The organism is Thiomonas sp. X19, assembly GCF_900089495.1.
Lineage (GTDB): Bacteria > Pseudomonadota > Gammaproteobacteria > Burkholderiales > Burkholderiaceae_C > Thiomonas_A.
In genome coordinates this window covers 1,325,608-1,338,240 of the sequence record NZ_LT605203.1, presented here as the reverse complement: position 1 = coordinate 1,338,240, position 12,633 = coordinate 1,325,608, and the positions used below count along the sequence as shown (strand labels likewise).

Genomic DNA, 12,633 nt, shown 5'->3' with positions numbered 1-12,633 from the left:
CTCCTGTCCTGTCTAGATGCGCCTAAGCGGCGGCGGATGCCGGCGTGGAGGCGTCGATCGCGGTGCGAATGCCACGCACGAAATCGGCTGCAGCCTGCATGCCCGCAGCCACGGGCTGATGCTCCATCAGCTCGATGATGCGCGAGCCAATCACCACGGCGTCGGCGCACTCCGCCACGGCGGCGGCACTGGCCCCGTCGCGGATGCCGAAGCCCACGCCCAGCGGCAGGTGCACATGCCGGCGCAGGGTCTGCAGCCGCTCGCACACCGCTTGCGCGTCGAGATTGCCGGCGCCGGTCACGCCCTTGAGCGAGACATAGTAGACGTAGCCGCTGGCCAGCTGGTTCACCTGCTGCATGCGCGCCTCGGTGGAGGTGGGCGCCAGCAGGAAGATGGGGTCCATGCCTGCTGCGCGCAGGCGGGAGGCGAAGTCTTCCGCCTCCTCGGGCGGGTAATCGACCACCAGCACGCCATCCACGCCGGCTTGTGCCGCATCGCGCACGAAAGCTTCGACGCCGAAGCGCTCGATGGGATTGGCATAACCCATGAGCACCAGCGGTGTGGCCTGGTCGCGCAAGCGGAATTCGCGCACCCAGGACAGCACCTGCGCCAGGTTCACGCCACGCGCCAGGGCGCGTTCGCTGGCGCGCTGAATGACAGGGCCATCGGCCATCGGGTCGGAAAACGGAATGCCCAGTTCCAGCACGTCGGCACCGGCTTCGACCAGGGCGTGCAGCAGCGGCACGGTGGTCTCGGGCGCGGGGTCGCCTGCGGTGACATAGGGAATCAGCGCTTTGCGGCCGGTCTGCGCCAGGCGCTCGAAGGTGGAGGCGATACGGCGCATCACAGCACCCCCTGACGGCAGGACGGGCGGCAGAAGAACTGCGCCCCGGTGAGATCGGCGATATTGCCGATGTCCTTGTCACCACGGCCGGAGAGGTTGACCAGCAAGGTCTGGTTGCGGCCCATTTCGGGTGCCATTTTCATGGCCTGCGCCAAGGCGTGGCTGCTCTCCAGCGCGGGGATGATGCCCTCGGTACGGCACAGCCGGTGAAAGGCGGCCAGCGCTTCGGCATCGGTCACGGCGACATATTCTGCTCGGCCGATGTCCTTGAGCCAGGCATGCTCGGGGCCCACGCCGGGATAGTCCAGCCCGGCCGATACCGAATGGGTTTCGATGATCTGCCCGCCCGCGTCCTGCAACAAATAGGTGCGGTTGCCGTGCAACACACCGGGTGAGCCCGCCGACAGCGAAGCCGCGTGCCGGCCCGTGCCGAGGCCTTCACCGCCGGCCTCGACGCCGATCAGGCGCACCTTCTCGTGCTCGATATACGGGTAGAAAATGCCCATGGCGTTGCTGCCGCCGCCGACGCAGGCGAGCACGGCATCGGGCTGGCGGCCGATCATCTCGGGCATTTGGGCGATGCACTCGTCGCCGATCACGCGCTGGAAGTCGCGCACCATCATCGGGTAGGGATGGGGGCCGGCCACGGTGCCGATGATGTAGAAGGTGTTCTCGACATTGGCAACCCAGTCGCGCAGGGCTTCGTTCATCGCGTCTTTCAAGGTCTTGGAGCCGCTTTCCACCGGCACCACCTTGGCGCCCAGCAGATGCATGCGATAGACGTTGGGGGACTGCCGTTTCACGTCCTCGGAACCCATGTACACCACGCAGTCCATGCCGTAGCGCGCCGCCACGGTGGCGGAGGCCACGCCATGCTGGCCAGCGCCGGTTTCCGCAATGACGCGCGGCTTGCCCATGCGCTTGGCCAGCATGGCCTGGCCGATGGTGTTGTTGATCTTGTGCGCGCCGGTGTGGTTCAGGTCTTCGCGCTTGAGGAAAATCTGCGCGCCGCCAAGCTCGCGACTCAGGCGTTCGGCGTGGTAGATGGGGCTGGGACGGCCAACGAAATGCTTGAGTTCGCTTTGGTATTCGGCGATGAACTCGGGGTCGGTGCGGTAATGCGCATAGGCCGCCTTGAGTTCGTCGAGCGCCTTGACCAGGGTCTCGGCGACGAAAGAGCCGCCGTAAGGGCCGAAATGGCCGCGGGCGTCGGGATAGGCATAGTTCAGCATGATGGTGAATTCGGGAGCCGGAAGCTGGGGCTTGCGCCGGAAAGCCGTGGCAAGCGGATCAGGCTTGCACGGCGGCATCTGCATCGCGCACCGCCGCGATGAAGCGGCGAATGGCGGCTGCGTCTTTCACGCCCTTGGACAGCTCGACGCCGGATGAGACGTCAACCGCCCAGGGCCTGACCTGCGCAATGGCCCGCCCCACATTTGACGCATGCAACCCACCAGACAAAACGATGGGAAAGTTGGCGTTTTTTGGAATCAGTGACCAATCGAAAACCTCGCCGCCGCCGCCGTAGGACCCGATGTAGGTATCGAGCAAAAGCGCTTGGGCATCTGTGAACTGGGTCTTGAAGTCTAGCAAATCCAGGCCCGTTTTCATGCGGGCTGCGCGCAAATAGGGGTATGCGAAGCGGGAGCAGTCGGCGGGAGATTCATCACCGTGAAACTGCAACAAGGATGGATGCACCGCGTCGATCACCGCGTTCACCTCGGCCTCGGTGGCGTTGACGAACAGCGCCACGGTGCTGACGAACGGCGGCAAGGCGCGCGCAATGGCTTGCGCCTGCTGCATGGCCACAGACCGTGGACTTTGCGGGTAGAAGACCATGCCGATGGCGTCGGCTCCGGCTTCGGCGGCAGCCAGGGCGTCACCGATGCGGGTGATGCCGCAAATCTTGATGCGGGTGCGGTGGGGAGGGTGCATCGACATGGCGGCTTCAGGCGAAAAGCTGGGGCAGGTCACAAGCCGGGTCGGGCAGATCGAAACTGGCGGGGTATTGCGGCCCGAGGAAATAGAGACCGTCCGGCATGAAAGTGGGGGCGGCCAGGCTGCGGTCGCAGGACTGCAGCACATTGTGCAACCAGACGCTGTCTTGCGCCCCGCTGCCCACGGCGATCAGGCAACCCATGATGTTGCGCACCATATGGTGCAGAAAAGCGCTGGCATGGAAGTCGAAGGTCCAGGTGTCGCCTTGCCGGCCGATGTCGATGGCGTGCAGGGTCTTGACCGGGCTGCGGGACTGGCAGGAACTGGCGCGGAAAGCCGAAAAATCGTGCGTCCCCAGCAGTACCGCGGCGGCGGCGCGCATGGCGCTGGCGTCGAGCGGCAGGTGCGTCCAGCCGACGAGCCCATGCAGCAAAGCTGGTCGCACCTTGGCCTGCACCAACACATAGCGGTAGCGGCGCGAAACCGCGCTCTTTTGGGCGTGAAACGCATCCACCACTGGCTGGGCCCAGCGCACGGCGATGTCGGGCGGCAGGAAGGTGTTGGTGCCGCGCACCCAGGAAAACGGCGCACGAGAGACAGGTGAGTCGAAGTGCACGACCTGCTGCAGGGCATGCACGCCAGCGTCGGTGCGGCCGGCGCAAGCCACCCGCACCGGGGTGCCCATGAAGCGTGCCAGCGCGGCCTCAAACTGGTCCTGCACGGTGCGGCCTCCGGGCTGGCTCTGCCACCCCAGGTAGGCGCATCCCCTGTAACTCAGCCCGAGGGCAATGCGCATGGACGCCGCGATCGCCCTCTGACTTCAGCCGATTTCGGCCAGCATCCGCTGGGCGCGCACCTTGGTTTCTCCATCGCTTTCGGCAATGATCTCGCCCAGCAGATTGCGCGCCATGTCCACATCGCCCATGGCACGACATTCCTCCACCAGGGCCAAGCGCGTGTCCAGGCCATGCGATGAGTCCGGCATGGGTTCAGCCTGCGGCTGCGCGGGCGCGTGCGGTTCTTGGCGCTGCGCCGTGCTGGGAGCAACAGGCGCGGCTGGGGCCACCGGTGCCGTGCTGGATTCGCTCGGGGGCAAATCCAGCGAGAGCGCGCCGAGATCGAACTCCAGCGGTTGCTTGTCCGAGGGATGCGAGATCTCGGGCTGTGTGACCGGCAAGTTCGAGTCGGGCGCATGGAAGCCGGAAAAATCAAAGTTCAGGACCGAGTCGGACTTGTCGGCAGGAGCCGGCTCAGCAGGCGCGGCGCTGACAGGGGTCGACCTTTGCGGCGCCATCGCCGTGACGCTCTTGTTTGGCGTGGCCGGCGTGACGGGTGGGCCGGAGAGATTCAAATCGAGGTCGAGGCCAGAACCGGCGGGCGCGGAAGTGGCGGTTGACGCGGAGGTCATCAGCGACGGCAGGCTGGTGAGCAATTCCGTCGCGGGCAGGGACCTCGGCGCCGACAGCATCGACGAACCCGTGGGCGCGAAGTCGCTGACAGGCATGGTGGTCGGCGAGTTGATGGTGCTCGGCGGCACGGTGTTGTGATACAGAGGATTGATGGGATCGAGGTTGCGCCCCAGATCCTGGGCCTTCTTCCAGTCGTCGCCAACGCCTTCGGTCAAGGCGAACAACTCGGCCGCCGTCATCTCGAATGAGCGGACATCCTTGCGCTTGGCATAGATCTCGAGCAATTTGAGCCGTGCGGCGTTGCGGTCGGGATGATTTTTCAACGACTCTTTGAGAATCTCCTCAGCCTGCAGATCGCGACCATAGGCGAGGTAGACGTCGGCTTCGGCGACCGGGTCGACATCACCTGTATCCAGTTGGCTCGGCGAATAGGCAACGGAAGAACCCAGGGTGCTGTTGCGCGTGTCCACGCGCTCCCCGCCCGTGCCACCAAAGAAGCTGTCGGCGGCGCTCAGTCGACTGTCGAACACCGAGGAATCACGTGGCGAACCGCCCTTTTTGCGGCGGCGCAGAAAAGCCCAGGCGGCCAGCAGCAAGACGATGAGGCCAGCAACCGGCGCGAAATAAGGATTGGCCAACAGACCGGAGAGCCAGCCGGGTTGGTTTGACGCTTCGACAGGCGGCTTGGGCGCAGCAACCGGCTTCACCACCGGCTTGGGCTTGGATGCGGCCGTGGCCACGGGAGACTGAACCCTGACCTGGGCCGCAGGCGTTGCGGCTTTGACGGCAGCGCTGGCACTGGCGGCCAGCTTCGAGAGTGCGGCGACATTGGCCTTGGCTTCAGCCAGCTTTGTGGCAGCGGCTTGCGCCTCTTTTTGCGCTGCAATCTTGCTGGCTTGCTCGGTCTGAGCCTGGGCAGCGGTGCCGACCGCGGCCTCGCTCAATTTGAGCTGCGACTTGGGCTCCGATGCCTTCGACGCCGGCTCCTGCACTTGCGCCTGGATCTTGCCTGCGGCCTGGCGCGCATTCGTCTTTTCTTGCGGCGCTGCCTGCCCGGTCATTTGCGCCAGACGGCGGCGGTAAGCCTGGAAATTCTGGCTCTGGGCGATGACGACCTCGCGCGCCTTGGCCTGTGGAATGTCCTGCGCCTCTTGCGCGCTGGGGATGCGCAAAATGGCGCCGGCCCGCAGCAAATTCATATTGCCGTCGATGAAGGCGCCGCTATTGGCACGGTAGAGCGCCGTGAGCATCTGGTCCAGCGAAACGGTTTCCACGCCAACCTGCCGGGCAATGCTGGAGAGCGTGTCGCCCTTGCGCACGGTGTAGGTCTGAGCCTGTGCCGTTGAGGTCGGGGCGGGGGCCGCAACGGGCTGCCGCTGCGTTGCGACAGGCTTGGCAGGGGTGGAGGAGCCATTGCCAACCGGGTTGGTCGGGGCCTGCTGTGCCATGGGTGGCTGCATGGCCATGGCTGGTGGCGCCATCTGCTGGCTGGCCTGCGGCGCAATCTGGGTCGCAGCCCGGGGCTCCTGGAAATTGGGTGGGTCGAACAACAGGGTGTAGTCGCGCGTCAGCTCGCCATTCCCCCAGTAGGCGCGAAGCAGCACATCGACAAAAGGCTCTTGCACCGGGCGGGAACTGCTCAGGCGCAAATAGGACCGCCCATCGGGACGGTGCTCCAGCGTGATGGTGACTTCCGGCAGGATGCTGCTGTAGTTCAACTTGCGCGACTGGAAGGCCGAGGCTGGCGCCACCGCCACCTTGAGCGAGGAGGCTTCGTCAGGGGTGATCTGGGTGATGTCGATGTCGGCGCGCAGGGGCTGGCCCAGCGCGGATTTGACCGTCGCATGGCCGAGGCCGAATGCATAGGCCTGCGAAATTGCGCCTGGCAATGCCGCCAGACACACCAAGCCGATTGCTTGACGCCATTTGGCCACGTTGCACCCCCTAGTTTGATTGGCTTGTTTCACAGCGCGCCGCTATTGAATGATTATCGAATCAACATAGCATCCGATAGTTAGCCTGACAAGCTCGGCCAATAGGTGAAGATGCCGCGGGCCCTGAACTGTCGCGCGCAGGCCATATTCGGGGCATCCACAGGGGTCTGCAGATGCCGCGCGCGTCCGGTTGCGTTTCAGGCGTCCAGCACGATGCGCAGCATGCGCCGCAGGGGTTCGGCCGCACCCCACAGCAGTTGGTCGCCGACCGTGAAGGCACTCAGATACTTGGGCCCCATGGCCAGCTTGCGCAGCCGGCCAACGGGAATGCCAAGCGTTCCGGTGACGGCTACGGGCGTCAGGTCGCGCATGCTGGCGTCGCGCGTATTCGGCACGACCTTCACCCAGGCGTTGTCGGCGGCGATCATGGCCTCGATCTCGGCCAACGGTACATCGCGCTTGAGTTTGAGTGTGAGGGCCTGGCTGTGGCAGCGCATGGCGCCGATGCGCACGCACAGACCGTCCACTGGAATGGCTTGACCCTCGGCGAGGCCGAGAATCTTGTTGGTCTCGGCGCCGCCTTTCCATTCCTCGCGCGACATGCCGTTGCCCAGATCCTTGTCGATCCAGGGAATGAGGCTACCGCCGAGCGGCACCTCGAAATGGCGGGTTTGCTCGGAACTCAGCGCACGCTGCTGGGCGATGACGCCACGGTCGATGTCGAGAATGGCCGAGGCCGGGTCGTCGAGCAGCGGCCGGGCCGCGGCGTTGAGCGTGCCGAACTGGGTCAGCAGCTCGCGCATATGCTGCGCGCCGCCGCCCGATGCGGCCTGGTAGGTCATGCTGGTCATCCACTCCACCAGACCCGCCTTGAACAAGGCGCCCACACCCATGAGCATGCAGCTCACGGTGCAGTTGCCGCCGATCCAGTTCCTGCCGCCGCGCTCGAGCGCGGTGTCGATCACCGTGCGATTGACCGGGTCGAGGATGATGACGCAGTCGTCGCGCATGCGCAGGGTGGAGGCAGCGTCGATCCAGTGCCCGGCCCAGCCGCTGGCACGCAATTTGTCGAACATCGCGCTGGTGTAGTCGCCGCCCTGGGCGGTGAGGATGATGTCGCAGGCGCGCAGCGCGTCCAGGTCGTGCGCGTCCAGCAGCGGGGTGCTGGTTTTCGCCCAGCCTGGCGCCTTGCCGCCGACATTGCTGGTGGAAAAGAACACCGGATCGATGTGTTCGAAATCGCCCTCGTCGCGCATGCGCTGCATCAGCACCGAACCCACCATGCCGCGCCAGCCGACCAAACCTACACGCTTGTTCGCCATCTTGAACCGCACTTTCTGATTGTGATTGCTGCCGAAAACGGCGATGGGCTCAGTCGAGTGCCGCCACCACCGCGTCGCCCATTGTCGCCGTATCCACGGTCTGCGCGCCTGGCTCGGCGATGTCCGCCGTGCGCAGGCCCTGGCGCAACACGGCCTGCACGGCATGCTCGATGCGGACCGCGGCTTCGGGTTGGCGCAGCGAGTAGCGCAGCATCATGGCCGCGCTCAGGATGGTGGCCAGCGGGTTGGCCACGCCTTTGCCGGCAATGTCGGGCGCGGAGCCGTGCGAGGGCTCGTACAGCCCCTTGCCGTTGGCGTCGAGCGAAGCCGAGGGCAGCATGCCGATGGAGCCGGTGAGCATGGCGGCTTCGTCGCTCAGAATGTCGCCAAACATATTGCCGGTGACGATGACGTCGAACTTCTTCGGCGCCTTCACCAGTTGCATCGCGGCGTTGTCCACATACATGTGTTCGAGCGCAATGTCGGGATACTGCGCGTGCACCTCGATCACCACGTCTTTCCAGAACTGGAAGGTTTCCAGCACATTGGCCTTGTCCACGCTCGTCACCTTGCCCGCATGGCCGGCCGCCTTGCGCGTGCGCGCCGCCTGGAACGCGACATGGGCGATGCGCTCGATTTCCGGGCGGCTGTAGCGCATGGTGTCGAACGCTTCCGGCGCGCCGGCAAAAACGCCGTCCGGGCTCGGGCGGCGGCCACGCGGCTGGCCGAAATAAATGTCGCCCGTGAGTTCGCGCACGATGAGAATGTCCAGCCCCGCCACCACTTCAGGCTTCAGGCTGGACGCCGCCGCGAGCTCGCCATACAGCATGGCCGGACGCAGATTGGCGAACAGGCCGAGGTTCTTGCGCAGGCCGAGAATGGCCTGCTCGGGGCGCAGATGGCGCTCCAGGGCATCGAAACGCGGGTCGCCCACGGCGCCGAACAGCACGGCGTCGGCCTGCTTCGCCAGCGCCAGCGTGGCTTCGGGCAGGGGATGGCCGTGGCTGGTGTAGGCGGTGCCGCCGACATCGGCAAACTCCAGCTCGAAACGCAAGCCAGCGGCCTGATCGGCCTCCATGCGCTGGAGAACCTTCACCGCTTCGGCGACGATTTCCGGGCCGATGCCGTCACCCGGCAGAACTGCAATCTTCATGCGTGTGTCTTGGTTTGATGTCAGAGAACGCGATGCGCCAGCCAGGGCATGCGCGCGATGCGCTCGGCCTCGAAGGCACGAATCTTGTCGGTTTTTTGCAGGGTCAGGCCGATTTCGTCCAGCCCGCCGACCAGGCAATGCTTGCGAAAGGGCGTGATGTCGAAAGGCAGCTCGGTGCCATCGGGTTTGATCACGCGCTGGCGCGGCAAATCCACGGTGAGTTGGTAGCCGACGAAGGCATAAACCTCGTCGAACAGCTTGGCCACTTCATGCTCGGGCAAGACGATGGGCAGCAGCCCGGTCTTGAAGCTGTTGTTGAAAAAAATATCGGCAAAGCTCGGGGCGATGACGACGCGCACGCCATATTGCTCGATGGCCCAGGGCGCGTGCTCGCGCGAAGAACCGCAACCGAAGTTCTGCCGCGCCAGCATGAAGCTGGCCCCCTTGTAACGCGGCTGGTTGAGGACGAAGTCCGGGTTGGGCTTGCGCGTGGCGGGGTCTTGCCCGGGTTCGCCGTGGTCGAGATAGCGCCATTCGTCGAACAGGTTGGGGCCGAAGCCGGTGCGGCGAATGGACTTGAGGAATTGCTTCGGAATGATGGCGTCGGTATCGACGTTTTCACGGTCGATGGGCACGACCAGACCCCGATGGATGGCGAAGGCTTGCATGGGAACGGTTCGGGTTCAGAGTTTGCGCACGTCGATGAAATGCCCGGCGACCGCGGCCGCCGCGGCCATGGCCGGGCTGACGAGATGGGTGCGCCCGCCCTGCCCTTGCCGGCCTTCGAAATTGCGGTTCGAGGTGGAGGCGCAGCGCTCACCGGGCTCCAGGCGGTCGGCGTTCATCGCCAGGCACATGGAGCAGCCCGGCTCGCGCCACTCGAAGCCGGCCGCCATGAACACCCTGTCCAGCCCCTCGCGCTCGGCCTGGGCCTTCACCAAGCCGGAGCCGGGCACGGCCAGCGCCAGTTTGATGTTGGCGGCGACACGCTTGCCGGCCAGCACGCGGGCCGCGTCGCGCAGGTCTTCGATGCGGGAATTGGTGCACGAGCCGATGAACACCTTGTCGACAAAAATATCCGCCAGCGGCTTGTTCGGCTCCAGACCCATGTACTTCAGGGCGCGTTCCATCGCCGCGCGCTTGACCGGGTCTTTCTCCTTGTCGGGGTCGGGCACGCGGGCGTCGATATCGGCCACCATCTCGGGCGATGTGCCCCAGGTGACCTGCGGGCGAATGTGGCTGGCGTCGAGGTCCACCGCGACGTCGAACTTCGCGTCGGCGTCGGAACGCAGCGTGCGCCAGTGCGCCTCGGCCTGCGCCCACTCCACGTCGCTGGGGGCGAAAGGGCGGCCCTTGATGTAGCGCAGCGTGGTGTCGTCCACCGCCACCAGGCCGGCGCGGGCACCGGCTTCGATGGCCATATTGCACAAGGTCATGCGCCCTTCCATGCTCAAGCGCCGTACCACCGGGCCACCGAATTCGATGGTGCAGCCGGTGCCGCCCGCAGTGCCGATGGCGCCGATCACGGCCAGCGCCACGTCCTTTGCCGTGCAGCCGCGCGGCAATTCGCCGTTCACCCGCACCAGCATGTTCTTCATCTTGCGCGCCAGCAGGGTTTGCGTGGCCAGCACATGCTCGACCTCGCTGGTGCCGATGCCGAAGGCGAGTGCGCCGAAAGCGCCATGGGTGCTGGTGTGCGAGTCGCCACACACCACCGTCATGCCCGGCAGCGTGGCGCCCTGCTCCGGGCCGATGACGTGGACGATGCCCTGGCGCCGGTCGGCCATCTTGAACTGGGTGATGCCGTTGGCGTCGCAATTCTTGTCCAGCGTGTCGATCTGCAGGCGCGAGATCGGGTCGGCGATGCCCGCAGATCGGTCGGTGGTCGGCACGTTGTGGTCGGACACGGCCAGGTTGGCGCTGATGCGCCAGACCTTGCGGTGCGCCAGTTGCAGCCCCTCGAAGGCCTGCGGGCTGGTGACTTCGTGCACCAGATGGCGATCGATGTAGAGCAGCGTGGTGCCGTCGGCCTCGACGTCCACCACATGTTCATCCCAGAGTTTGTCGTAAAGCGTGCGTGACATGCCAGATTCCTTCAAGACCTTGCCATTTTAGGTAGACCGGATTCACACCGCGCCGGGCGGCAACAAGGCTCTGCGGTGTCGGCAGGCTATGCGTCCAGGGCGCAAAAACTGCCCAGACGGGTGCGCAAGCATCGGTGTTCACACACCTTACTTCCGTCGCCATCCTGTGACAAGATGACGATTGATCCTGGTATAAAAAAGCCCAGGCAAGCGCTGCCCGGGCCACCGCCCGGGAGCGCGGGCGGAAGGTCTGCGGTGTGCTCAGCCGCGCTCGGCGAGAGGCACCACGTCGCGCTTGACGGCGCCGGTGAACAACTGGCGCGGACGGCCGATCTTGTATTCCGGGTCGGTCAGCATTTCGTTGAGCTGGGCGATCCAGCCCACCGTGCGCGCCAGGGCGAAGTTGGCGGTGAACAGCGAGACCGGCACGCCGATGGCCTTCTGCACGATGCCGGAGTAGAAGTCGACGTTGGGGTAGAGCTTGCGCTGGATGAAATAGTCGTCTTCCAGGGCGATTTTTTCCAGGGTCATGGCCAGCTTGAACAACGGGTCGTCGTGCAGGCCCAGGGCGTCGAGCACTTCGTGGCAGGTTTCGCGCATGAGCTTGGCGCGGGGGTCGTAGTTTTTGTACACGCGGTGGCCGAAGCCCATCAGCCGCACCGAGGAGTTCTTGTCTTTGACATTGGCGATGAACTCGCCGATCTTGGCCACCCCGCCTTGCGCCTGAATGTCGTCGAGCATGTTCAGGCAGGCTTCGTTGGCGCCACCATGCGCCGGGCCCCACAGGCAGGCCACGCCAGCGGCGATGGCGGCAAACGGATTGGTCCCCGACGAGGCGCACAGCCGCACCGTGGAGGTCGAGGCGTTCTGTTCGTGGTCGGCGTGGAGAATGAAAATGCGGTCGAGCGCGCGCTCGATCACCGGGTTGGGCTCGAAGTCCTCGCAGGGCGTGGCCCACATCATGCGCATGAAGTTGGCGGCGTAGCTCAACTTGTTCTGCGGGTACATATAGGGCTGGCCCATGTTGTACTTGTAGGCCATGGCCACCAGCGTCGGCATTTTGGCAATGAGGCGGATGGCCGAAATATTGCGCTGCTCGGGGTCATTGACGTTGATGGAGTCGGGGTAGAACGCCGACATCGCCCCGACCAGGCCGGTGAGCACTGCCATCGGATGGGCATCGCGACGGAAACCGCGCAGAAAGAACTGCATCTGCTCGTTGACCATGGTGTGCTGGGTGACGCGGGTCAGGAAATCCTTTTTCTGCGCGGCATCGGGCAGTTCCCCGTAAAGGATGAGGTAGCAGGTCTCCATGTAGTCGCAATGCACCGCGATCTGCTCGATGGGATAGCCGCGGTAGAGCAATTCGCCCTTATCGCCGTCGATATAGGTGATGGCCGAACTGCACGAGGCGGTGGAGAGGAAGCCGGGGTCATAGGTGAACTTGCCGGTCTGGGCGTAGAGCTTGCGGATGTCGATCACATCCGGGCCGATGGAGCCTTCGTGGATGGGCAGTTCGACACTGGGAGAGCCGTCGGAGAACGACAGGGTGGCTTTGACGTCGGATGGGATCATGGTGCAGTTCCGGATGGGGAAAGTGGGTGCTGTGTCGGGGCTTGTCGCGCCCCAATCTGGTGCATGCGGTCAAGAATACAAGCAAGTTTCAAGCTGCCCTGAGCCAGTGCAAGACATGCATTTGTGCAGGCGGCAGCTGCTCGGGGGAGGGTTCGGCATGGCCCAGCAGCAAGTCCAGCAGGTGGTTGTCGTCGAGCTCGAGCAAGGCTTGCACGGCTTGCCAGTCGGCTGGCTGCAGCGTTTTGCCGTGACGCTCGAAAAACCGGCCGAGGATGAGATCGTTTTCCAGCAAACCCCGCCGCGCACGCCAACGGATGCGACGCAAGGCGGCATCGTCGGGGGGCATGGCTTGTGGCTGCATGGGCTGTGGCTGC

At 64.9% G+C, this 12,633-nt stretch carries 11 protein-coding genes; all 11 read right to left on the bottom strand.

The genetic code is table 11. From position 1 onward, the window contains the following. Positions 1 to 22: 22 nt before the first annotated feature. Positions 23 to 844: a tryptophan synthase subunit alpha gene (gene trpA, locus THIX_RS06275; RefSeq protein WP_112485536.1), complete on the bottom strand. Its 822-nt coding sequence runs from the start codon at positions 842 to 844 to the stop codon at positions 23 to 25. After that, a complete protein-coding gene (gene trpB / locus THIX_RS06270) occupies positions 844 to 2,076 on the bottom strand; it encodes a tryptophan synthase subunit beta (protein ID WP_112488205.1) in 1,233 nt (410 codons plus the stop codon). Before trpB ends, trpA begins: the two co-directional genes overlap by 1 nt. A 58-nt stretch (positions 2,077 to 2,134) precedes the next feature. Then, the gene (locus THIX_RS06265) at positions 2,135 to 2,779 is read right to left on the bottom strand and encodes a phosphoribosylanthranilate isomerase (protein ID WP_199195361.1); all 645 of its coding nucleotides are present in this window, start codon (positions 2,777 to 2,779) and stop codon (positions 2,135 to 2,137) included. Positions 2,780 to 2,792: 13 nt separating this feature from the next. Further along, complete coding sequence (gene truA / locus THIX_RS06260) at positions 2,793 to 3,578, bottom strand: tRNA pseudouridine(38-40) synthase TruA (RefSeq protein ID WP_112485534.1); 786 nt, start codon at positions 3,576 to 3,578, stop codon at positions 2,793 to 2,795. A gap of 24 nt (positions 3,579 to 3,602) precedes the next feature. After that, positions 3,603 to 6,125 (bottom strand): FimV/HubP family polar landmark protein, encoded by a 2,523-nt coding sequence (locus THIX_RS06255; RefSeq protein WP_112485533.1) that lies wholly within the window; start codon positions 6,123 to 6,125, stop codon positions 3,603 to 3,605. A gap of 197 nt (positions 6,126 to 6,322) precedes the next feature. Then, a complete protein-coding gene (asd, locus tag THIX_RS06250; RefSeq protein ID WP_112485532.1) occupies positions 6,323 to 7,447 on the bottom strand; it encodes an aspartate-semialdehyde dehydrogenase in 1,125 nt (374 codons plus the stop codon). A gap of 49 nt (positions 7,448 to 7,496) precedes the next feature. Then, positions 7,497 to 8,600 carry a 3-isopropylmalate dehydrogenase gene (leuB, locus tag THIX_RS06245; protein ID WP_112485531.1) on the bottom strand — a complete coding sequence of 368 codons (1,104 nt, stop codon included), beginning with the start codon at positions 8,598 to 8,600 and terminating at the stop codon, positions 7,497 to 7,499. A gap of 20 nt (positions 8,601 to 8,620) precedes the next feature. Beyond that, the gene (gene leuD / locus THIX_RS06240; protein WP_112485530.1) at positions 8,621 to 9,268 is read right to left on the bottom strand and encodes a 3-isopropylmalate dehydratase small subunit; all 648 of its coding nucleotides are present in this window, start codon (positions 9,266 to 9,268) and stop codon (positions 8,621 to 8,623) included. Between the two features lie 15 nt (positions 9,269 to 9,283). After that, positions 9,284 to 10,684, bottom strand: a complete 1,401-nt coding sequence (gene leuC / locus THIX_RS06235; RefSeq protein ID WP_112485529.1) for a 3-isopropylmalate dehydratase large subunit — start codon at positions 10,682 to 10,684, stop codon at positions 9,284 to 9,286. A 261-nt stretch (positions 10,685 to 10,945) separates the two neighbouring features. Beyond that, positions 10,946 to 12,259 carry a citrate synthase gene (gltA, locus tag THIX_RS06230; protein WP_112485528.1) on the bottom strand — a complete coding sequence of 438 codons (1,314 nt, stop codon included), beginning with the start codon at positions 12,257 to 12,259 and terminating at the stop codon, positions 10,946 to 10,948. Between the two features lie 88 nt (positions 12,260 to 12,347). Next, positions 12,348 to 12,605: a succinate dehydrogenase assembly factor 2 gene (locus tag THIX_RS06225; protein WP_233224426.1), complete on the bottom strand. Its 258-nt coding sequence runs from the start codon at positions 12,603 to 12,605 to the stop codon at positions 12,348 to 12,350. Positions 12,606 to 12,633: the final 28 nt, after the last annotated feature.